The 21,259-nt window shown below is 73.4% G+C and carries 22 protein-coding genes and 3 pseudogenes; 16 read left to right on the top strand and 9 right to left on the bottom strand.

The annotated features are described in order from the left end of the window. Position 1 precedes the first annotated feature (1 nt). From BGP03_RS07280 to BGP03_RS07260, 5 genes are all read right to left on the bottom strand, one after another. Entirely contained in the window at positions 2–382 is a 381-nt protein-coding gene (locus tag BGP03_RS07280) for an Asp23/Gls24 family envelope stress response protein (RefSeq protein ID WP_296375705.1), read from the bottom strand. Then, entirely contained in the window at positions 379–558 is a 180-nt protein-coding gene (locus tag BGP03_RS07275) for a hypothetical protein (protein ID WP_296375704.1), read from the bottom strand. The genes BGP03_RS07280 and BGP03_RS07275 overlap by 4 nt, the downstream gene beginning before the upstream one ends. Before the next feature lie 277 nt (positions 559–835). Then, a complete protein-coding gene (locus tag BGP03_RS07270) occupies positions 836–1,195 on the bottom strand; it encodes a hypothetical protein (RefSeq protein ID WP_296375700.1) in 360 nt (119 codons plus the stop codon). 38 nt (positions 1,196–1,233) lie between these two features. Then, entirely contained in the window at positions 1,234–1,719 is a 486-nt protein-coding gene (locus tag BGP03_RS07265; protein ID WP_296375698.1) for an Asp23/Gls24 family envelope stress response protein, read from the bottom strand. 76 nt (positions 1,720–1,795) lie between these two features. Then, entirely contained in the window at positions 1,796–2,509 is a 714-nt protein-coding gene (locus BGP03_RS07260; protein ID WP_298796699.1) for a pyrimidine reductase family protein, read from the bottom strand. A gap of 96 nt (positions 2,510–2,605) precedes the next feature. Between BGP03_RS07260 and BGP03_RS07255 the strand changes: the two are divergent. The 6 genes and pseudogenes from BGP03_RS07255 to BGP03_RS07230 all read left to right on the top strand — a co-directional run bounded on the left by BGP03_RS07255 (position 2,606) and on the right by BGP03_RS07230 (position 6,622). Beyond that, a pseudogene (locus BGP03_RS07255) lies at positions 2,606–3,627 on the top strand (iron ABC transporter permease). Next, positions 3,627–4,157 (top strand): annotated as a pseudogene (locus tag BGP03_RS07250) (iron chelate uptake ABC transporter family permease subunit); the annotation flags it as partial. The pseudogenes BGP03_RS07255 and BGP03_RS07250, both read left to right, overlap by 1 nt. 59 nt (positions 4,158–4,216) lie before the next feature. Beyond that, a pseudogene (locus BGP03_RS07245) lies at positions 4,217–4,600 on the top strand (ABC transporter ATP-binding protein); the annotation flags it as partial. A 100-nt stretch (positions 4,601–4,700) separates the two neighbouring features. Continuing rightward, on the top strand, positions 4,701–5,315 hold the full coding sequence (locus tag BGP03_RS07240) for a Uma2 family endonuclease (RefSeq protein ID WP_298796697.1): 615 nt from the start codon (positions 4,701–4,703) through the stop codon (positions 5,313–5,315). Between the two features lie 9 nt (positions 5,316–5,324). After that, positions 5,325–6,170: a PPK2 family polyphosphate kinase gene (locus BGP03_RS07235; RefSeq protein ID WP_296375693.1), complete on the top strand. Its 846-nt coding sequence runs from the start codon at positions 5,325–5,327 to the stop codon at positions 6,168–6,170. After that, positions 6,167–6,622, top strand: coding sequence for a hypothetical protein (locus BGP03_RS07230; protein WP_298796696.1), 456 nt, complete (start codon positions 6,167–6,169; stop codon positions 6,620–6,622). Before BGP03_RS07235 ends, BGP03_RS07230 begins: the two co-directional genes overlap by 4 nt. A gap of 6 nt (positions 6,623–6,628) precedes the next feature. Here BGP03_RS07230 and BGP03_RS07225 read toward each other — a convergent pair whose 3' ends face one another. Next, entirely contained in the window at positions 6,629–7,774 is a 1,146-nt protein-coding gene (locus tag BGP03_RS07225) for an acyl-CoA dehydrogenase family protein (RefSeq protein WP_296375689.1), read from the bottom strand. 80 nt (positions 7,775–7,854) lie between these two features. Here BGP03_RS07225 and BGP03_RS07220 point away from each other — a divergent pair, with 80 nt between their 5' ends. Both BGP03_RS07220 and BGP03_RS07215 read left to right on the top strand, forming a co-directional pair. Beyond that, entirely contained in the window at positions 7,855–8,892 is a 1,038-nt protein-coding gene (locus BGP03_RS07220; RefSeq protein WP_296375688.1) for an alpha/beta hydrolase, read from the top strand. A gap of 82 nt (positions 8,893–8,974) precedes the next feature. Beyond that, positions 8,975–9,988, top strand: a complete 1,014-nt coding sequence (locus BGP03_RS07215; RefSeq protein WP_296375687.1) for an aldo/keto reductase — start codon at positions 8,975–8,977, stop codon at positions 9,986–9,988. Positions 9,989–10,053: 65 nt separating this feature from the next. On the opposite strand, the gene BGP03_RS07210 is transcribed toward BGP03_RS07215, so the two are convergent. Next, a complete protein-coding gene (locus BGP03_RS07210) occupies positions 10,054–10,752 on the bottom strand; it encodes a dienelactone hydrolase family protein (RefSeq protein ID WP_298796695.1) in 699 nt (232 codons plus the stop codon). 149 nt (positions 10,753–10,901) lie between these two features. Between BGP03_RS07210 and BGP03_RS07205 the strand changes: the two genes are divergently transcribed. The 4 genes from BGP03_RS07205 (at position 10,902) to BGP03_RS07190 (ending at position 15,660) form a co-directional block, all read left to right on the top strand. Continuing rightward, on the top strand, positions 10,902–12,299 hold the full coding sequence (locus BGP03_RS07205) for an FAD-binding oxidoreductase (protein WP_298796693.1): 1,398 nt from the start codon (positions 10,902–10,904) through the stop codon (positions 12,297–12,299). Beyond that, a complete protein-coding gene (locus tag BGP03_RS07200; RefSeq protein ID WP_296375682.1) occupies positions 12,299–13,531 on the top strand; it encodes a cyclopropane-fatty-acyl-phospholipid synthase family protein in 1,233 nt (410 codons plus the stop codon). Before BGP03_RS07205 ends, BGP03_RS07200 begins: the two co-directional genes overlap by 1 nt. Before the next feature lie 5 nt (positions 13,532–13,536). Further along, positions 13,537–14,925, top strand: coding sequence for a wax ester/triacylglycerol synthase family O-acyltransferase (locus tag BGP03_RS07195; protein WP_296375680.1), 1,389 nt, complete (start codon positions 13,537–13,539; stop codon positions 14,923–14,925). 72 nt (positions 14,926–14,997) lie between these two features. After that, on the top strand, positions 14,998–15,660 hold the full coding sequence (locus BGP03_RS07190) for a GNAT family N-acetyltransferase (protein WP_296375679.1): 663 nt from the start codon (positions 14,998–15,000) through the stop codon (positions 15,658–15,660). 153 nt (positions 15,661–15,813) lie between these two features. On the opposite strand, the gene BGP03_RS07185 is transcribed toward BGP03_RS07190, so the two are convergent. Both BGP03_RS07185 and BGP03_RS07180 read right to left on the bottom strand, forming a co-directional pair. Further along, a complete protein-coding gene (locus BGP03_RS07185) occupies positions 15,814–16,560 on the bottom strand; it encodes a fructosamine kinase family protein (protein ID WP_296375737.1) in 747 nt (248 codons plus the stop codon). Between the two features lie 8 nt (positions 16,561–16,568). Then, positions 16,569–17,033, bottom strand: a complete 465-nt coding sequence (locus tag BGP03_RS07180) for a low molecular weight protein-tyrosine-phosphatase (protein ID WP_296375677.1) — start codon at positions 17,031–17,033, stop codon at positions 16,569–16,571. A gap of 150 nt (positions 17,034–17,183) precedes the next feature. On the opposite strand from BGP03_RS07180, the gene BGP03_RS07175 reads away from it, so the two are divergent. From BGP03_RS07175 to BGP03_RS07160, 4 genes are read left to right on the top strand one after another with little or no spacing between them, the layout of a single operon-like run. Then, positions 17,184–18,269: a hypothetical protein gene (locus BGP03_RS07175; protein WP_296375675.1), complete on the top strand. Its 1,086-nt coding sequence runs from the start codon at positions 17,184–17,186 to the stop codon at positions 18,267–18,269. A gap of 23 nt (positions 18,270–18,292) precedes the next feature. Next, positions 18,293–19,396: an Rv2231c family pyridoxal phosphate-dependent protein CobC gene (gene cobC, locus BGP03_RS07170; protein ID WP_296375673.1), complete on the top strand. Its 1,104-nt coding sequence runs from the start codon at positions 18,293–18,295 to the stop codon at positions 19,394–19,396. Then, entirely contained in the window at positions 19,393–20,520 is a 1,128-nt protein-coding gene (locus BGP03_RS07165; RefSeq protein WP_296375672.1) for a Nif3-like dinuclear metal center hexameric protein, read from the top strand. Before cobC ends, BGP03_RS07165 begins: the two co-directional genes overlap by 4 nt. After that, complete coding sequence (locus tag BGP03_RS07160) at positions 20,520–21,257, top strand: C4-type zinc ribbon domain-containing protein (RefSeq protein ID WP_296375670.1); 738 nt, start codon at positions 20,520–20,522, stop codon at positions 21,255–21,257. Before BGP03_RS07165 ends, BGP03_RS07160 begins: the two co-directional genes overlap by 1 nt. Positions 21,258–21,259: the final 2 nt, after the last annotated feature.

Genomic DNA, 21,259 nt, shown 5'->3' with positions numbered 1-21,259 from the left:
GCTACTGGATGCGGGGGGCGGCGGTGACGGAGGCGCCGCGCAGGCCGGACACGGTGACGGTGAGGCTCCGCACGTGGGCGCCGGCGATGCGGGTGAGCTCGTCGCCGACCTTGAGCCGCACGGCGTCCACGACGGTGCGCACGGAGGCCGGGTACTGCAGCGTGAGCTCGAGGCGCACGTCCACGGCCGACGGGTCACCGGAACCGGTGGCGATCTTGGCGTGGGAGCCGGACTCGCCGACGTCGATGCCGGCGAGGCGGCGCTCGTTGCGCAGCGTGCCCGGGACCTGGTCGGCCGCGTGCTCGACGATCTTCCTGAGCACGATCGGCGCGATGTCCAGGCTGCCGGGCCCGTCGTCGAGGGCCGGGTCGGCGGTACTCACCGGTCCTTGCCCCGGCCCAGGACGCCGCTGACGTCGAGGCTGCCATCGAGCACCATGCCGACGAGCAACCCGACGATCCCGACGATCAGGGTGATGAGAAAGGCTCCGAAGCCGCCGATGGAACCGGCGGCGCCGAGGATGAGGCCTGCCAGCAGGCCGGTCCGGGTGGCGTTCATGGGCTCTCCGTAAAGGGTGGTTCTCGGTTACTGCACGCGGCGCCGGCGGTGCCAGTGCCACGTCCGGATCAGGGCCACGGCCACCCGCATCGGCGGTCAGCGGGGTCGGAGCGTGCGTCACCGTCCCCGCCGGCCCCCGACGCCGGCGGGGACGGAGAGACGCGCTCCGGCCCACTCCGGAACCGGGCGAGACCCGCGACGAAGACGTCGGGATCACCGCCGCGGTCCGGGTGGTTGTCACGGACGAACGCGCGGAAGGCCGCTCGTTCCTGCTCGTTCATGGGCGGGTGTCGACCAGCCCGTCGCCGGCGAGCTCGGCGGCGTACCGGGCGGGGACGGCGACGTCGGCGACGGTGATGTCCACCGCCGCCCCGCCGCACAGCCCGGAGACCACGTGGCGCAGGTCACGGACGACGCCCGGGATGGGCTGGTCGAGGTGCAGCACCACGGCCAGCTCGACGGGCTCGTCACCCTCGCCGACCCGCACGCCGGTGAGGCGGCGGCCCGGCAGGTAGGTGGCGACCGCACCGAAGATCCCCCCGTGCAGTCCGGCGACGGCCGGATGCGCGGTGACCACGGCCGCGATCTGCTCCGCGAGCGGAACGGCGGTGGGCTCGGGTACGACGGTGACGGTCACGGCTTGCTCCCGGTTCACGACGGAGGAAGGGGGGTGGACTACTCGACCCGGGCGACGGCCGGCGCGGGGGCCGGGGTGTCGTCCTCCTCGTCGGGGAGGTGGATGTCGTTGACCGCGATGTTGACCTCGATGACCTCGAGGCCGGTCATGCGCTCGACCGCGGTGATCACGTTGCGGCGCACGGCGCGCGCCAGCTCGACGATCGACGCGCCGTACTCGACGACGAGGTCGAGGTCCACGGCGGCCTGCTTCTCGCCGACCTCGACCTGGACGCCCGCGATGTTGGACGCGCCGGTGCCGCCGCCGGGGATGCGCTCCCGGATGGCGCCGAACGTGCGGGAGAGGCCACCGCCCATCGAGTGGACGCCGGAGATCTCGCGGGCGGCGATGCCGGCGATCTTCTGGACGACGGACGCGGCGATCGTGGTCTTGCCCTGCGCCGTGTCGTCGGCCAGCCGGGCCGGGCTTCCACCGGTGCCCGTGGGGGACTTGATGGTGGTCGTAGCGGCCGTGGGGGTGGTCATCGCTGCTCCTTTGAGGTTTCGCGTTCTTCGTTGTTCGTCTGTAGGACGCGAGTACCCGGTCGATCCTCCCGCCAGGTCACCCTATCGGAGTAACGCGGCGATAGCGCAGCAGGAGCGTGCCGTCGGCCTCCAGCGCGCCGACCAGCGTCAACGGCTGCGCGGGCGAGCCCTCGGGGCCGCGGGCGATGCGGCCCGCCGTGCCCCCGGCCAGCAGCGGGGCGACGGTCAGGCACAGCTCGTCGACCGCCCCGGCGGCCACGAGGTCGCCGAACAGCGACGGGCCGCCCTCGCACAGCACCCGGTGCAGGCCGCGGCGGCCGAGCTCGGCGAGCAGGGTCGCGGGCTCCAGGTCGTCGAGGACGACGACGTCGGCGCCGGCGGCGGTGAGCCGGCCGCGGCGGTCCGCGGGGGCCGAGCCGAGCGTCAGCACGATGGGCGGGACGCGGGTGTCGATGAGCAGCTTGCTGCCGGGGTCGAGGTCGGCCGATCCCGTGACGACGGCGATGGGTGGCGGGGTGTCGCGGCCCGCGGTGTTCCGGCGTGCCCCCCGGTAGTCCTCCGCGCGCACCGTGCCCGCCCCGACCAGCACCACCTCGGCCAGCTCACGCAGCACCCCGAACACCTGCTTGTCGGCGTCGGAGCCCAGGCCGCCGGAGGTGCCGTCCACCGAGGCGGCCCCGTCGGCGCTGGCCACGAAGTTCACCCGCACCCACGGCGCCGTCAGGTCGTCGGGGTAGGCGTAGTGCTCAGCCAGTTCGGACGTGCCGTCGACCGGCAGCAGGGTGATCACCGGCCCATCCCAGCACGTTGGGGCCGGGTCTGTGTTGCAAAGACAGCCTCACCTATGATGAGGCGAGCACATCCTCACCGATCGCAGGAGACGTCGATGGTGGTGACGAGCGCCGTGGCGGACGTGCGCCACCGCCGGCTGCTCGGGCTGCTGGGGCTGGGCGCGCTGCTGGTCGTCGCCTGCGTGGCCGGCGTCGCGGTCGGGGCCAAGGCCGACCCGCTCGACCACGTCTGGCAGGCGCTCGTCGCCCCCACCGGCACCGAGGACGACATCGTCGTGCGGTCGCTGCGGATCCCGCGCACCCTGCTCGGGGTGCTGGTGGGCGCGGCGCTCGGCCTGGCCGGGGCGCTGATCCAGGGCCACACCCGCAACCCGCTCGCCGACCCCGGCCTGCTCGGCGTCAACGCCGGTGCCGCGCTGGCCGTGGTGATCGGGATCTACGCGTTCGGCGTCACCAGCCTCCTCGGCTACGTCTGGTTCGCCTTCGCGGGCGCGCTCGTGGCGGCCGTCGCGGTCGTCGTGCTCGGCTCCACCGGGCGCGGTGGCCCCACGCCGGTGACGCTCGCGCTGGCCGGGGCCGCCGTCACGGCCCTGCTGTCGGCCCTGACCTCGGCCGTCATCCTCGTCGACGTCCGCACGCTCGACGCCTACCGCTTCTGGTCCGTCGGCTCGCTGGCCGGCCGGGACGGCGACGTCACCGGCCAGGTCGTGTGGTCCTCGCCGCCGGCGCGCTCGTCGCTCTCGCCGGTGCCCCCGCGCTCGACGCGCTGGCGCTGGGCGACGACGTGGCCCGCTCGCTCGGGCACCCGGTCCTGCGCACCCGGGTCGTCGGCATCCTGGCGATCACCCTGCTCGCGGGAGGCGCCACCGCCGCCTGCGGCCCGATCGCGTTCGTCGGGCTCGTCGTGCCGCACGTCGTGCGGGCGTTCACCGGCCCCGACCACCGGTGGCTGCTGCCCACCTCCGCGCTGGCGGGGGCGGTGCTGCTCGTGGCCGCCGACGTCGTGGGCCGGGTCGTGGCCCGGCCCGGTGAGCTGCAGGTCGGCATCGTGCTGGCGCTCGTCGGCGGGCCGTTCTTCGTGTGGCTGGTGCGGCGCCGGAAGATGGTGGGGACGTGATGCCGATGACCTCGCCGACCGCCATCACGGTTCCCGTTCCGGCCGCGCGTCCGGCAGTGCCCGGCCGCCCCGCCCTGCGCGTCGGCCCGGCGTCGGTGGTGTGGCGGCCGCGCACCGTCGTCGTGCTGACCGTGACGGCGGTGGTGCTGCTGCTCGGTGTCGCGCTGAACGTCGGGCGCGGCGAGTACCCCATCGGCGTCGGCGAGGTGCTGGCGGTGCTGGCCGGCGGCGGCGACGCGGGCCAGCAGTTCATCGTGCTGGAGCTGCGGCTGCCGCGCTCGCTCACCGGGGCGCTGGTCGGCGCGGCGCTGGCGGTGTCCGGCGCGCTCACGCAGACCGTCGCCCGCAACCCGCTGGCCAGCCCCGACGTCATCGGCTTCACCGCGGGTGCGAGCGCGGCCGCGGTGTTCGTGATCGTGCTGGGCGGCGGGTTCGGCACCCTCGGCGGCCTGCTCGCTGCGGCCGGCGTCCCGCTGGCCGCACTGGCCGGCAGCCTCGCCACCGCGTTCGCGATCTACGGGCTGGCCTGGCGGGACGGGGTGCAGGGGTTCCGGCTGGTGCTGATCGGCATCGGGATCAACGCGATGCCGTCGACGAGCTCTCGGGCGGGCAGCGGCAGCGGGCGTGGATCTCCATGGCGCTGGCGCAGGGCACCGACCTGCTCCTGCTCGACGAGCCCACCACGTTCCTCGACCTCGCCCACCAGGTCGACGTCCTGGAGCTCGTGCGCCGGCTGCCCGCCGAGGCCGGGCGTACGGTCGTGATGGTGCTGCACGACCTGAACCTGGCCGCCCGCTACGCCGACCGCCTCGTCGCCCTGCGCGACGGCCGGATCGTCGCGGCGGGCGCGCCGGCCGAGGTGATCACCGAGGAGCTGCTCGCCGAGGTCTTCGGGCTGGCCGCCCGGGTGATCGAGGACCCGGTGGCGGGATCGCCGCTCGTCGTCCCGATCGGCGGCCGGAGGGTCACCTGATCCGGTGCTCCCGGCCGTGACGTTCCGTCGCCGTGTCCTGTCGTCCGCGTCACCGTGTCACCATGTCGGTGAGTCAGTCTCGAGAGGGCGAGGTGCGGCGGTGGACCATTCCGTGTTCGATCACGAGGGGCCCTGGACCGAGGACGCCTACCTGGGCCTGTCGGTGCCGGGGGACGGCCGCGTCGAGCTGGTGGACGGGGCGCTGGTCGTCGGGCCCGGGGCCACGCCCGAGCGGGTGCGTGTCGTCGCCGCGGTCCGGGACACCGTCACGACCGCGCTGCCGGACGGGCTGCGCGTCGTCGGACCGGTGCCGCTGCGGCTGGGCACCGACTGCGTGCTGGTCCCTGACCTGGTGGTGACGCGGACCGCCGACGACGACGAGCCCGCCGACCCCGTGCTCGACGCCGCCGACGCCCTGATGGTGATCGAGGTGGTGGGCGCCGACCACGGCGCGCTCGACCGTTCGTTCAAGCCGCAGCTCTACGCCCGCAGCCGCATCCCGTACTCGCTGCTCGTGGACCACGACGTGCCCTTCGCCGTCGCCAACATGATCATCAGCGGCCGCTACCACGAGTACGCCCAGGCGAGCGCGCACGAGGCGCTCCGGGTGGAGGAGCCGTTCGCCCTGGAGATCGACCTCGCGGCGGCCGGTGGTCGGGACCGCGAGCCCGAGGAGCAGGACGTGGTGCCCGCGGGCGGCTCAGCGAGCAAGTAGGTTCGACACGTGCCCAAGTCCGTACGTGCCACGTTCCGGGTGTCGCCCGAGCTCGACCTGTCCGCGATCGACCCGCGGTCCCGGCCTGTCGGGCCCAAGGACAAGAGCGCCGCCGCCGCGGACATGAACGACCTGGCCGCGCGCCTGGAGGGGTTGCAGGACGCCCTGTACGCGGAGGCCACCGTGGAGGGCACCCGCTCGGTGCTGCTGGTGCTGCAGGGCATGGACACCTCCGGCAAGGGCGGTGTGATCCGGCACGTCGCGGGCCTGGTCAACCCCCAGGGGCTGCACATCGCGTCGTTCAAGAAGCCGACGCCCGAGGAGCGCGCCCACCACTTCCTGTGGCGGATCCGCAAGGAGACGCCGCAGCCCGGCCAGATCGGCGTGTTCGACCGCTCCCACTACGAGGACGTGCTGATCGCCCGCGTCGACGCGCTGGTGCCCGAGGAGGTCTGGCGGGGCCGCTACGACGAGATCAACGTGTTCGAGGCCGAGCTGGCCGCGCAGGACGTCACGGTGTTGAAGGTGATGCTGCACATCTCGCCGCAGGCCCAGCAGGAGCGCCTGCTGGCCCGGCTCGACGACCCGCTCAAGCACTGGAAGTACAACCCGGCCGACCTCGACTCGCGGTCGGAGTGGCCTGCGTACCAGGAGGCCTACACCGACGCGCTGCGGTTCTGCGACACCGACACCGCGCCCTGGTACGTCGTGCCGTCGGACCGCAAGTGGTACCGCAACTGGGCGGTGGCCGCGCTGCTCGCGGAGACCCTCGGCGAGATGGAGCCGCAGTTCCCGGAGACCGACATCGACGTCGACGCCGAGCGCGCCCGCGTACTGGCGAGCGTGGTGGCATGAAGCGCACCGTCGCCGGGGCGGCCCTGCTGGCCGTCGTGCTGGGCGGGTGCAGCGCCCCGTCCCCGTCCCCGGCCCCCGCCCCCACGCCCACGTCCGCGGCCGCCCCCACGTCGGCCGCGCCCACCTCCGACGACCAGCTGTGCGGCAGATCGGCCGAGCTGGCGACGAACATCCGCAACGCGGCCCACATCCTCGACATCGGCCCGGTGCTCCCGGCCGCCATCCCGCTGCTGTTCCTGGCCAGCCGCCAGATGGCCGCGCAGGGCGGGATCATCAGTCCCGCCCTGGGCCAGGCCTCCACCGAGCTGGTGGCGGCCATCGACGACCTGGACGCCCAGTCGAAGGCCGGCAGCACCGCCGCCGAGCCCACGATGGAGAAGCCGATCCAGTACGACACCAAGCGCCTGATGGTGGCGACGGCCGGGTTCGAGAGGGCATGCGCGAGCCGGTGACCCCGATCAGCCCACCAGCGAGCGGCCGATGATCTCCTTCATGATCTCGTTGGTGCCGCCGTAGATCGACTGCACACGTGAGTCCACGAACGCCTTGGCGATCGGGTACTCCATCATGTAGCCGTAGCCGCCGTGCAGCTGCACGCAGCGGTCCACCACGCGCTTGAGCACGTCGGAGGCCCACCACTTCGCCTTCGCGGCGTCGGCGATGGAGAGCCTGCCGGCCACGTGCTCGCTGATGCACTTGTCCACGAACACCTGGGTGACCGTGATCTCGGTGTCCATCTCGGCCAGCTCGAAGCGGGTGTTCTGGAAGGTGGCCACCGGCTTGCCGAAGGCCTTGCGGTCCTTGGTGTAGTCGAGCGTCCACTTCAACGCCTGGGCGGCGCCGGCGATGGAGCCGACCGCGATGGACAGCCGCTCCTGCGCGAGGTTCTGCATCAGGTAGACGAAGCCCTGGCCGAGCTCGCCCAGCACGTTGGCGGCGGGCACCCGGACGTCGGTGAACGACAGCTCCGCGGTGTCCTGCGCCTTCATGCCGACCTTCTTGAGACGGCGGCCGCGCTCGAAGCCCTCCATCCCGCGCTCGACGACCAGCAGGCTGAAGCCGCGGCTGCCGGCCTCCGGGTCGGTCTTCGCGACGACGATCACCAGGTCGGCGAGGATGCCGTTGGTGATGAAGGTCTTGGAGCCGTTGAGGATCCAGTCGCCGTTGCCGTCCTGGTGGGCGTTGGTCGTGATGCCCTGCAGGTCCGACCCGGTGCCGGGCTCCGTCATCGCGATCGCGGTGATGATCTCGCCGGAGCAGAACCCGGGCAGCCAGCGCTGCTTCTGCTCGTCGTTGGCGAGGCGCAGCAGGTAGGGGGCGATCACGTCGTTCTGCAGCGGGAAGCCCAGACCGCTCGTGCCGGCCGCCGAGATCTCCTCGGTGACGATGGCGTTGTAGCGGAAGTCGTCGACCCCGCCGCCGCCGAACTCCTCGGGCACGTCGGTGCCGAGCAGGCCCGCCGCGCCGGCGGCCTTCCAGATCGCGCGGTCGACCTGGCCGTCGTTCTCCCACTGCTCGTGGAAGGGGACGACCTCTTTCGTCAGGAAGGTGCGCACGAGGTCGCGGAAGGCGTCGTGCTCGGCGTCGAAGATGTCCCTCTGCATGCTCCGGAGTCTCACATACCGACGGGTAACCGGGAAGCAGTCGGGGCCGACTGTTTCGCACGACCCGCTAGGTTGATCAGATGGATCTCGGTGCCGCGGCGGTCAACCTGGCGGGCAAGCTCCGTGGCGGCGTGGCCGATCTGCGGCGCATGCCCCGCGACGTCGTCGCGGAGAACGGTGCGGTGCTCCACCGCTACCGCCCGGACGTCGGCGCCCCGGACGTCGGGGGAGCGCCGGTGCTGCTCGTACCGCCGCTCGGTGCGCCCGACTTCGCCTACGACCTGCGCCGCGGCTGCTCGCTCGTGGAGCACCTGCTGGCCGAGGGCCGCACCGTCTACCTGGTGGACTACGGCGCCATCCGCTTCGCGGAGCGGGGCCTCGGCATGGAGCACTGGGTGGACGAGGTGGTGCCGTGGGCGGTGCGGGAGACCGTCGCGCACGCCGGGGCCGACGACCTGCACCTGCTGGGCTGGTCGCTGGGCGGGATCTTCTCGATGCTGACGGTGGCGGCGTGGGACTCGCTCCCCGTCCGGTCCCTGACGGTGATCGGCAGCCCCGTCGACATCGCGGCCGTGCCGCTGGTGGCCCCGCTGCGGCCCCTCGTCGTGGCGATGGGCGGGCGCGGGCTCCCGTGGGTCCACCAGGCCGTCGGCAGCTTCCCCGCGCCCATCGTCAGCGCCGCGTTCCAGCTCACGGCGTTCGAGAAGCTCGTGACCAAGCCGTTGACGCTGCTCTCGCGGCTCGACGACCGCGACTGCCTCGCCCAGATCGAGGCCGTCGACCACATGATGAACAACATGCACGGCTACCCGGGCCGCGTGTTCGGGCAGCTCTACCACCTCCTGCTGCGCAGCAACGACCTCTCCGACGGACAGCTCGCGCTGGCCGGGCGGACCATCCCGCTCGCCGCCATCGAGGTACCGGTGCTCGTGGTGGCCGGGCGCACCGACGTGATCGCCCCGATGGCCGCTGTCGCGAAGGTGGTGGAGCTGCTGACCGGGGCGCCGGAGGTGCGGTTCGAGACCGCGCCGGGCGGCCACCTCGGCGTCCTGACCGGCCGTGACGCCCGCACCACCACGTGGTTCCACCTGGACACCTTCCTCACCGACCACGGCTAGCCGGCTCGGCCCGGCGCACCCCGTCCGTCCTCCGGACGGCAGCGGTGGGCGCCACGGCCGCGGTCGGGCCATGCTGGTACCCATGCGCTATCTGGAACTGGACACCGCCAAGCGGTACTCCGTCATCGGCCTGGGCACGTGGCAGTTCGGGTCCCGGGAGTGGGGCTACGGCGCCGACTACGACGAGGGCGAGGCGGCCCGGATCGTCGCCCGTGCGCGGGAGTTGGGCGTCACGGTGTTCGACACCGCGGAGGTCTACGGCTTCGGACGCAGTGAGCGGATCCTCGGGCGCGCGCTCGCGGCCTCCGGCGGCACCGACGACGTCGTGGTGGCGTCCAAGGTCTTCCCGGTCTGGCCGACGGCGCCGGTCGTGCAGCAGCGCGGGGTGGCGAGCGCGCAGCGCCTCGGCGTCCGGGAGATCGACCTCTACCAGGTGCACCAGCCCAACCCGGTGATCAAGGACGGCACCACGATGCGGGGCATGAAGGCCCTGCACGACGTGGGTGTGGTCGACGAGGTGGGCGTCTCGAACTACTCGCTGGACCGCTGGAAGCGTGCCGAAGCGTCGCTTGCGGGCGCGAGCATCGGTACTGCGGGGCACCCCGGGTCGAGGGTGCTGTCGAACCAGGTGCAGTTCAGCCTGGTGGCGCGCGAGCCGCTGGCCGAGATGCTGCCGTGGGCCCAGCGCACCGGGCACGTCATCCTCGCGTGGAGCCCGCTCGGGCAGGGGCTGCTGTCGGGGCGCTACACGTCGACGAACAAGCCCTCGGGCGGCGTCCGCGCGGCCAACGCGCTGTTCCTGCCGGAGAACCTCGACGCCGCCCGCCCGCTGCTGGACCTGCTGCGCGACATCGCCTCCGCCCACGACGCGTCACCGGCCCAGATCGCCCTCGCCTGGCTGGTGCACCTGCCCAACGTGGTGGCGATCCCCGGCGCGTCGAGCGTGGCGCAGGTGGAGAGCAATGCCGCGGCGGCCGACATCGCGCTCACCGAGGACCAGCACCAGGCCCTGACGGCGGCGGCGGAGGCCTTCCGGCCGACGACGGGCATGTCGGCCCTGCCGAGCCTGGTGCGGGGGCGCCTCACCCGCACCTGACGGGGGTCGTGCGCGGACAACAGTGTTCCGACACTGTTATCCGCGCACGGGCGCGTCAGCGCTGGTCAGCGCAGGTTCGCGCGGAGGAACTCCAGCGTGCGGTTCCAGGCGATCTCGCCCTGGGCCTTGTCGTAGGTGCCCATGTGGTTCTCGTCGTTGAAGAACGCGTGGCCCGCCGGGTAGGTGAAGAACTGCGGGGTCACCCCGGACTCGGACTCGATCCGCTCGGCCAGGGCCGCGACCGACGCGGGGTCGGCCATCTGGTCGGTCTCGCCGAAGTGGCCCTGCAGCGGCGCGGTGAGGTTCGCGAAGCTGGGGAACTCCTCCTTGAGCACGCCGTAGAACGGCACCGCGGCACCGATCCGGTCGCCCTGCTGCGCGGCGAGGACGAGCACGAAGCCGCCGCCCATGCAGAACCCGACGGCGCCGACCGTCGAGGAGGTGACGGCGTCGTGGGCGAGCAGGAAGTCGACGGCGCCGACGAGGTCGGTGGCGGCCTGGTCGACGGGCAGCTCGCCCATCAGTTTCCCGGCCTCGTCCGCGTCGTGGGTGGTCTTCCCGCCGTAGAGGTCGGGGGCGAGGGCGACGAAGCCCTCCGCGGCGAAGCGGTTGGTGACGTCGGCGATGTGGTCGGTGAGGCCCCACCACTCCTGGATGACGATCAGGCCGGGGCCGCTGCCGGACTCGGGGACGGCCAGGTAACCGTGGGCGGTACCGCTGGTCGAGGGAAACGTGACGTTCTGATGGGGATTCGTGTCGGACACGACACGCATCAGACCATGGGAGGACCGGTCCCGCTCGATGATCGATCCGGCGCCAAACGGGACGAAACCGGCGACCACCGGCCGGTGTGACGAAAGGGCCTGACCGAGAGGTTGGGTTCGCCGTCCCCGTCGGACTAGCGTTCCCCTTCATGAGCGTGGCACCCCTGGACGCACCACCCCTGGTCTCACCCGCCACGCACGCCGCGGCCGTCGCCGATCTGTTGCGACGGTTCCGGGCGCTGCCGGCGGGCACGCGGATGCGGCTGGGGAAGAAGTCGTCCAACCTGTTCCGCTTCGGCGGGCGCGAGCAGATCACCGACCGGCTCGACACGAGCGACCTCACCGGGGTGATCTCGGTGGACCCCGTCGGCCTCACCGCCGAGGTGCAGGGCATGACCACCTACGAGGACCTCGTGGCGGCCACCCTCCCGTACGGCGTGATGCCGCTGGTCGTGCCGCAGCTCAAGACGATCACGCTCGGCGGGGCGGTCACCGGCCTGGGCATCGAGTCCACGTCGTTCCGGCACGGGCTGCCGCACGAGTCGGTGCGCGAGATGGACATCCTCACCGCCGACGGCGACGTCATCACCGTCACGCCGGACAACGAGCACGCCGACCTCTACCGCGGGTTCCCCAACTCCTACGGCACGCTGGGTTACGCGCTGCGGTTGGTGATCGACGTGCAGCCCGTCAAGCCCTACGTCCGCATCGAGCACCACCGCGTCGACACCGCCGACCTGGAGAAGCAGATCACGCAGGTCTGCGACCTGGACGTGGCCGACGGCCCGGACTTCGTCGACGCCAGCGTCCTGGCCGAGGGCGAGCAGTACCTGACGCTGGGCTGGTTCACCGACGAGCCCGGCCCGGCGGGCCCCAGCGACTACACCGGGCAGAAGATCTTCTGGCGGTCCATCGACCGGCTCCCCACCGACGTGCTGACCGTCCACGACTACATCTGGCGCTGGGACACCGACTGGTTCTGGTGCTCGCGCGCGCTGGGTGCCCAGAACCCGGTGGTCCGGCTGTTCTGGCCGCGCCGCTACCGCCGCTCCGACGTCTACCGCCGGCTGGTGTCGCTGGACCGCCGCTACCGCTTCTCCGGGCGCATCCGTGGGCTGTTCGGCAAGCCGCAGGAGGAGCTCGTCGTCCAGGACGTGGAGATCCCGGTCGAACGGCTGGCCGAGTTCCTGGAGGCGTTCCACCGCGACATCGGGATCGCGCCCTTCTGGTTGTGCCCCTTGCGGTTGCGGGGACAGACCACCTGGCCGCTGTACCCGATGAAGGCCGACGAGCTCTACGTCAACGTCGGTTTCTGGTCGTCCGTCGAGGAGGTGCCGGGGCAGCCCGACGCCCACAACCGGCGGATCGAGGAGCTCGTGGCCGAGCTCGGGGGTCACAAGTCCCTTTACTCCACCGTCCACTACGACGAGCGTGAGTTCTGGGAGCACTACAACGGGCCCGCCTACCGTGCGTTGAAGGGGCGCTACGACCCGCACGGACGGCTGCCCGATCTCTATACGAAGGTGACCGGATCAGGGAGGGCATGATGCAGGTCGCTGATGTCATCGCGGGTGTCGTCGGAACCGACATCCCGGTACGGGTGATCGCCTACGACGGCAGCAAGGCGGGGCCGGACAGCTCGGAGGTGGCCCTGCGGATCGTCTCGCCCCGGGCCATGGCCCGGCTGGCCACGGCCCCGGGCACGCTCGGGCTGGCCCGGGCGTACGTGGAGGGCGAGATCGAGGTGGAGGGCGAGCTGTACGACGTCCTCGACGCGATGGCCGACATCACGTTGCACGACATCACGAGGGCCGACCAGCTCCGGCTGGCGCGCAAGATGGTGCCGCTGTGGCTGCGCCACCGCCAGCCCCCGCCGGCACTGGAGTACCGCCCGCCGGGCCGGCTGCACTCCAAGTCGCGCGACAGCAAGGCCATCTCGCACCACTACGACGTCTCCAACCAGTTCTACGAGTGGGTGCTGGGCCCGTCGATGGCGTACACGTGCGCCGTCTACGACTCCGACACCACCACGCTCGAGGAGGCCCAGGCCACCAAGTTCGAGCTGGTGGCGCAGAAGCTCGCGCTCGAGCCGGGCATGCGCCTGCTCGACGTGGGCTGCGGCTGGGGCGGCATGGTGATGCACGCGGCGGCGGAGCACGGCGTCAAGGCGCTGGGCGTGACGCTGTCGCGCAACCAGGCGGAGTGGGCGCAGGCGGAGATCGAGCGCCGGGGCCTGGGTCACCTCGCGGAGGTCCGCCACATGGACTACCGCGACGCGCCCGAGTCGGAGTTCGACGCGATCAGCTCGATCGGCCTCACCGAGCACATCGGCAAGGACCAGCTCGCGTCCTACTTCGGGTCCCTGCACGCGCGGCTGCGCCCGGGCGGGCGGCTGCTCAACCACTGCATCACCCAGCCGCACAAGCCGCCGAAGAAGAAGCTCGACCCGTTCATCGCCCGCTACGTCTTCCCCGACGGCCAGCTGGAGCCCATCGGCCAGCTCGTCTGGGAGATGAACGAGGCCGGGTTCGAGATCCGCCACGAGGAGAACTTCCGGGAGCACTACGCCAAGACGCTGCAGGCGTGGGGCGACAACCTGGAGGAGCACTGGGAGGAGGCCGTCGCCGACGTGGGCATCGGCCGGGCCCGGGTGTGGCGGCTCTACATGGCGGCCTGCCGTCTGGGCTTCGAGCGTGACAACATCCAGCTGCACCAGGTGCTCGGGGTCAAGCTCGAGGAGCGGGGCCGTTCCGGCTTCCCCTGGAGGGGGTGGAGGTAGGCGGCTTGCCGGATCGGCTCTCGGCGCTCGACGCGTCGTTCCTGTACGCGGAGCACCGCACGGCCGCGATGCACGTCGGGGCGGTGATGACGTTCGCCCCGCCCGAGGACGGGCCGTTCGACGTGGCCGCGTTCACGGCGCTGATCGAGCACCGGCTGCCGCTCGTGCCGCGCTACCGGCAGAAGGTGCGGGAGGTGCCGGGCGGGCTGGGCCTGCCCGTGTGGGTGGACGACGCGGACTTCGACATCGACTTCCACGTCCGCCACGCCGCGCTCGCCGCGCCGGGCACCGAGGACGTCCTGCGCGAGCTGGTGGGCCGGCTGCTGGCCCGCCGGCTCGACCGGTCGCGTCCGCTGTGGGAGGTCTACGTCGTCGAGGGGCTGGCCGACGGGCGGCTGGCGGTGGTCACCAAGACCCACCACGCGATGGTCGACGGGCTGGCGTCGATGGACATCGGCGCCGCCCTGCTCGACCTCACGCCGCAGCCGCGGGAGACCGAGCCCGACCACTGGGAGCCCGCGCGCGAGCCCTACGGCGTCGAGCTGGCGGCCCGGGCGGGCGTGGACGCGCTGCTGCGCCCGCGGCGGCTGGTGCTGGGTGTCGCGAGCCGGGCGGTCCGTGACGCGCGGGAGACGACGGCCGCGGTGGGGCGCGCCGTCGGCGGGCTGGTGTCCACCGGGCGCGGGGCCGCCTCCTCCCGCCCGGTACCGGCCCTGAACGCGGCCACCGGGGCCCAGCGGCGCTACGGCATGGTGCGCACGTCGCTGGCCGATCATCGGACCGTCCGCAAGGCGCACGGCGGCACCGTCAACGACGTCGTGCTCGCGGTGGTCGCGGGCGGGCTGCGGCGGTGGCTGATCTCGCGCGGGGAGCCGTTGACCGAGGGTACGGCCGTGCGGGCGCTGGTCCCCGTGAGCGTGCGGGCCCGCTCGGGCGGCAGCGGGAACGCGATCTCGGCCTACCTCGTCGACCTGCCCGTCGCCGAGGACGACCCCGCGGCGCGGCTGACGTCGCTGCGGGACGCGATGGAGGGCCACAAGCGCAGCGGCCGGGCGGTCGGTGCGTCCGCGCTGGTGCGGCTGGTGGGGCTGGCCCCGCCGGTGCTGCACAGCATCGGTGCGCGGCTGGCCAGCCAGTACTCCAGCCAGCTCTACAACGTGCTCGTCACGAACGTGCCCGGGCCGCCCCGCCCCCTGTACGCGATGGGTGCCCGGATGCTCGACATGTACCCGGTGGTGCCGCTGGCCGGCGGTCAGGCCGTGGCGATCGGCATCACCTCCTACGACGGCGGCGTGCACTACGGCCTCACCGCCGACCGCGACGCGATGTACGACGTCGACGTCCTGGCCGACGCGCTGGCGGAGTCGCTGGCCGAGCTGCTGGCCACGACATGACCGCGAGTTCGCCATCCCACCCCGGCGAGTTCGCCGATCGGTCCCGATCGGCCGCGTGATCTACTCCGGTACGTGGACGACGTGGACGACCAGCGGCTCACCGCACACCTGCAGACGTGGCTGGGCCGCTGGCCCGGCACGGGACCGGGCCTCACCGTCGTGGGCTCGGCCAAGCGAGTCGAGCCGGGCTGGGACGGGCTCGTGCATCCCGTGCTCGGCGTCGAGTCGACCGAGGGCGGCGTGCTGTCGGTGCCGCCGCTCGCGGCCGACGCCGTGGCCGCGGTGGTGGCCGCCGGCGACGACGGGCCCGGGGTGCCCGCGGCCGCGAAGATCGACGGCGGCTTCTTCCGCGGGGTGTTCCGCTGGAGCACCGCGCCCACCCCGTTGCCGGACGCGGGCGTGTGGGTGCCGGCAGTCGACCCGTCGGTGCCCGAGTGGCTGCGGCCCTTCGGCCACGACGTGCTGGTGGCGGTGGACCCCGACACCGGCGAGCACCTCGCGGGCGTCGGGATCAAGCGGCACGACGGGTACGGCCACGAGCTGGCCGTCGTCACCGCGGAGGCGGCGCAGGGCAAGGGCCTCGCGCGGCGCCTGGTGGCGCAGGCCGCCCGCCGCGTCCTGGACGAGGGTGCGATCCCGACCTACCTGCACGCGCACAGCAACATCGGCTCGGCGAAGGTCGCGGAGGCCTCGGGCTTCCCGGACCGGGGCTGGTCGATCCTGGGCGTGGGCTGACCGACCCGGCCCGCGCCCGCCACGTGGTCACGTGCGGTGGTCCGGCGGGCCGTCCCGGCAGCCTCAGGTGACCATGTGGCTGCTCAGGGCCGGTCTGACGGATCTCCAGCCGGCTGCGCGGCCCTCGCTCGGCATGGATCCGTCAGACAGGCCCTAAACGGTCGCGGCCGCCGCGGCCGCCTGCGCGCCGTAGCCGCCGCCGAACAGGGCGGCGTGCACCAGCAGCGGGAACAGCTGGTGCAGCGGCACCCGCTCGCGCCAGCCGTCGGCGAGCGGTGTGACCTCGTCGTAGGCGCCGAGCACGGCGTCGAGGTGGGGGCAGCCGAACAGGGCCAGCATGGCCAGGTCGGTCTCGCGGTGCCCGCCGTGGGCGGCCGGGTCGATCAGCCAGGCGCCGTCGGTCGACCACAGCACGTTGCCCGCCCACAGGTCGCCGTGCAGCCGGGCCGGCGGCGCGTCGAGCCGGGGGAGCCGCCCGCACGCCCGCTCGACGCTGGCCGCGTCGGCGGCCGAGACCGCGCCCGCGTCCCGGGCCGTGCGCAGGTAGGGCAGCACCCGGTCGGTGGCGTACCAGAGGGCCCACTCCGGGGCCGGGTCGTTGGTCATCGGGGCGAGCCCGATCGTGGCGACGCGCGGGCCGCCGGGCGGGGGCGAACCGAACGCCGGGGCTCCCGCGGCGTGCAGCACGGCCAGACGTCGCCCGAGGTCCACGGCAGCGGCGCGGTCGGGTCGCCCCGGCGGGATGTAGGTCGTGACCAGGCGGTCGGGCCCGGTGTCGAGCACCTCCGGCACCGGCGGGCCGCCGGGGACCGCGAGCCAGCGCAGCCCGGCGGCCTCCGCGGCCGGGTCACCGGACTTCACCACGACCGTCCGGCCGTCGGCGAGCTCGGCCCGTTCCACGCCGGGGGTCACCGCTGGGTGCGCACCCAGTCGATCATGCCGGGCACGGCGGCCCGGATCATGTCGAGCACCTCGGCGAAGCCGTCGTCGTCGCCGTAGTAGGGGTCGGGCACGTCGGCGCCGCTCGGGGCGGCCGGATCGAACGAGCGCAGCAGCCGCACGCGCTCGGGCTCGGGCACCTTGGACTGCAGGGCGCGGCGGTGGGTGTTGTCGAGGGCGACGATGAGGTCGGCCGAGAGCAGGTCGGAGTCGATCTGGCGCGCCCGGTGCTCGGTGGGGTAGCCCTCGGACCGGAGCAGGGCCGCCGCGCGGTCGTCCGCGGGGGAGCCGACGTGCCAGCCCCCGGTGCCCGCGCTCGTGACGCGCACGCCGTCGGCGAGCCCGGCGCGCTCCAGCTCGGTGGCGAACACCTTCTCGGCGATGGGGGAGCGACAGATGTTGCCGGTGCAGACGAACGTCACGTGAAGGCTCACCCGCCCGAGTCTGGCCGATCGGTCGCATTCGTGACACTCCGGCCCGCCCCGGGCCGACCACGTCACAGGTTCCCCGTCCGAGTTCACCACTCCGGGTACACGTGGACGCACCGAGGGCGCTGCGGGGGCAGTTCGGACTATCCATGTCCGATGCGGGTGATCCGGGTGGTTCTGACGGTGGTGGCGACGCTCCTGGCCGGCCTGGTGACGGCGCTGCCCGCGGCGGCGGCGACGCCGTCGGTCGACCCGATCACGATCACCGGGGTGGACCTGCACGACGGCATGATGCTGAGGTCCGGGTCGACGTACTACCTCTACGGCACCCAGTACGGCTGCGGGTTCGAGTGGACGGTGAAGACGACGCCGTTCTGCGGCTTCGGGGTGTCCACCGCCGCCTCACCGGGCGGCCCGTGGAGCCCGCCGCGGCAGTTGTTCTCGCCCACCGCGTCCAGCCCGTTCGCGAAGTCGACCTGGCAGGGGCTCTGCGGCGACCCGGGTCAGGGCTGCTTCAACCCCCGGATGATCCAGCGCAGCGGCTGGGGCCTCGACGACGGCGCGTGGATCCTCTGGTTCAACGCGCCGACGGACTACTCCCGCTCGCGTGCCAACGCCTACTACGCGCTGACCTGCCAGGGCCCCGCCGGCCCGTGCGGTCAGGAGAGCGGGGGCGCCACGATCAAGCCCGCGCTCTACCGCTGCGGCGGCAACGGCGACTTCTCGCTGGTCATCGACCTGCCACGGCCGCCGATGATGCTGTGCACGATGCCCGACCAGACGCTCAGCTCCGAGCGCCTCACCGCGACCGGCACCAGCGGCAACGGCGAGGGGGCCGCGAAGCTCGCCGGCATGACCAACACCGAGGCCCCCGGCGCCTACCGCGACCCGTCCGGCATCTGGGTGCTGACGTTCAACGAGCAGAACTGCGGCTACTGCAACGGCACCGGCACGAGCTACGCCACCGCCAACAGCGTCAACGGGCCGTGGAGCTCGCCGACCACCATCGGGTTCGGCGCGCCGGCGTCCGGGCACCGCGTGATCTCGGGGACCTCGTGCGGCGGCCAGAGCCGCACGGTCGTCACGCTCGACGACCAGCCCTACGAGTTCATCGACCTGTGGCTCGGCACGCGCAACGAGGCCGGCGCCGGGATCCACCTGGAACCGCTGACCTACCGCGGCCCCTCGGCCCCCGGACGGCCGTGGGCGCCGTTCGTGACGTGGACCTGCCAGGAGAGCTGACGCCCCCACCGTAGGGTGCCTGTATGGATCACGGCCTGCGCCATCACGGCGACATCGACGCCGAGCCGGGACTGCTCGACTTCGCGGTGAACGTGCAGGGCGACGGCCCCCCGGGGTGGTTGCGCGACCGGCTCGTCGCCGTGCTGGACGGCCTCGGCCGCTACCCGTCCGCGGCCCATGACGCCCGCGCCCGGTCCACCGTCGCCGCCCGCCACGGTCGCACCCCCGACGAGGTGCTGGTGCTGGCGGGCAGCGCCGAGGGGTTCGCGCTGCTCCCGGCCCTGCGCCCGCGGCTCGCCGCCGTGGTGCACCCCGGGTTCACCGAGCCCGAGGCGGCGCTGCGTGAGGCCGGGGTGCCGGTCGTGCGGGTGCTCACCCGGGCCGACGACGGGCACCGCCTGCACCCCGCCGAGGTACCGGCCGAGGCCGATCTGGTCGTCGTCGGCAACCCCACCAACCCCACGGGCGTGCTGCACCCCGCGGCCGACGTCGCCGCGCTCGCCGCACCCGGCCGGGTGCTGCTGGTGGACGAGGCGTTCGCCGACGCCATCCCCGGCGAGGCGGAGTCCCTTGCGGCGCAACGGATTCCGGGCCTGCTGGTGTTCCGCAGCCTGACGAAGACGTGGGCGCTGGCCGGCCTGCGCGCCGGCTACGCACTCGGTGAACCCGACCTGCTCGCGCGGCTGGCGGCGCCCCGCCCGCCGTGGCCGGTGTCGACCCTCGCCCTGGAGGGCGTGATCGCGTGCTGCGAGCCGGCGGCGGTGGAGCAGGCGCAGGAGGCCGCCCGGCGCCTCGTGGTCGCCCGCGCCGAGCAGGCCGCGGCGCTGGCCGCCGTGCCCGGGGTGGAGGTGCTGCCGGGGCGGGCGCCGTACCTGCTGCTGAAGGTGCCTTCCGGCGACGGGGAGCGGGTGCGGGCTTCGCTGCGTGCGGCGGGGATCGCCGTGCGGCGGTGCGACACGTTTCCCGGGCTCGGTCCCGACCACCTGCGGGTCGCTGTGCGTCCGGCTGAGTTGGTTCTTCGGCTCACGGGTGCGATCGCCGACGCCCTGGGGGGCGTCGGCGACGCTCGTGCGCGGAAACCAGTGCCCGAACACTGTTATCCGCTCACGACCGGGACGGCGCAGTGAGTGCCCGGGTCGGCGACGTGATCGCCGTCCTCGAGGCCGCCTACCCGCCCGCGCTCGCCGCCGACTGGGACGCCGTCGGGCTCGTCTGCGGCGACCCCGACGAGCCCGTGTCGTCCGTGCTCGTCGCCGTCGACCCGGTGCCCGAGACCGTGGCCGAGGCGGCGGGGGACCAGCTGCTGGTCACCCACCATCCGCTGCTGCTGCGCGGCGTCCACGGCGTCGGCGCCGACACGCCCAAGGGCGCGCTGGTGCACCGGCTGATCCGCTCGGGCACGGCCCTGTTCACCGCCCACACCAACGCCGACTCCGCCGACCCCGGCGTGTCCGATGCGCTGGCCGCGGCGCTCGGTCTCACCGTCGAGGGCCCGCTGCAGGGCGCCCCGATGCCGGCGCTGGACAAGATCGTCACGTTCATCCCGGTGGGGCCGTCGATCACCGCCGTGCACGACGCGCTGTCGGCCGCGGGCGCCGGCGCGATCGGCGACTACAGCCACTGCTCCTTCGCGACGGCCGGCACGGGCCAGTTCAAGCCGCTGACCGGCGCGAACCCGGTGATCGGCGAGGTCGGACGCCTCGAGCGCGTCGCGGAGACCCGCCTGGAGATGGTGCTGCCCCGTGGGAAGCGCGCGGCCGTCGTGGCCGCGCTGCGGGCGTCGCACCCCTACGAGGAGCCCGCGTTCGACGTGCTGGAGCTGGCCGAGCTGCCGTCGTCGCAGGGGCTGGGGCGGATCGGCACCCTCGCCGCGCCCGAGCCGCTGTCGGCGTTCACCGCGCGCGTCGCCGCCGCTCTGCCCGAGACGGTGTGGGGCGTGCGGGCCGCGGGCGAGCCCGACCGCATGATCTCCCGCGTCGCCGTCTGCGGCGGGGCCGGCGACTCGGCGCTCGGCGCGGCCACGGCGGCCGGCGTCGACGTCTACGTCACCGCCGACCTGCGCCACCACCCCGCGTCCGAGCACGTCCTGCTCCCCGGATCGCCCGCGCTCGTCGACGTCGCGCACTGGGCGTCGGAGTGGCCGTGGTGCGAGCAGGCGGCGGGCGTCGTGCGTTCGGCCCTGGGCGGTAGCGTCGAGGTCCGCGTCTCGCGGTTGCGCACGGATCCCTGGAGTATCGGAAGGACCATCTGATGAAGGCCGACCCCGCCGTCCAACGGCGGCTGCTGGATCTCGCCGAGGTCGACGCCGAGCTGTCGCGGCTCGCCCACCGTCGCCGCACGCTGCCCGAGGTGGCGGAGCTGGCCGAGGCCGAGGCGGCCGTGCGCACCGCCAAGGACAAGCTCGTGGAGGTGGAGACGCAGGCCGGCGACCTGGACCGCGACATCCGCCGCATCGAACGCGACGTCGAGGGCGTCCGCACCCGCACCGAGCGCGACAACCAGATGCTCGCCGGTTCGGGCATCGCCGCGAAGCAGGCCGCCGACCTGCAGCACGAGCTGGAGACGCTCAAGCGCCGCCAGGGCGTGCTCGAGGACGAGCAGCTGGAGATCATGGAGCAGCGCGAGGCCGTCGGGCTGGACGTCGACCACTCCCGCACCGTCGTCGACGCCGCGGAGAAGCTCGTCGCGGAGATCACCGAGCGGCGCGACACCGCCATCGCCGACATCGACGCGGCCGAGGCCGGCCGCCGCCGCGCCCGCGAGGAGGCCGCGAAGGGCTTCCCGGAGGAGCTGCTCACCGCCTACGACAAGCGCCGCGCGTCGCAGGGGGTGGGCGCCGCGCTGCTGCAGGCCCGCCGCTGCCAGGCCTGCCGCCTGGAGCTCGACCGCACCGCGCTCTCCGAGCTGAAGGCCGCCCCCGCCGACGAGGTCGTGCACTGCGAGGAGTGCGGCGTGATCCTGGTGCGCACGGCGGAGTCCGGCCTGTGAAG

This window comes from Pseudonocardia sp. 73-21 (assembly GCF_001899645.1).
Classification (GTDB): Bacteria; Actinomycetota; Actinomycetes; order Mycobacteriales; family Pseudonocardiaceae; genus Pseudonocardia.
This window is presented reverse-complemented; position numbering and strand designations above follow the sequence as displayed.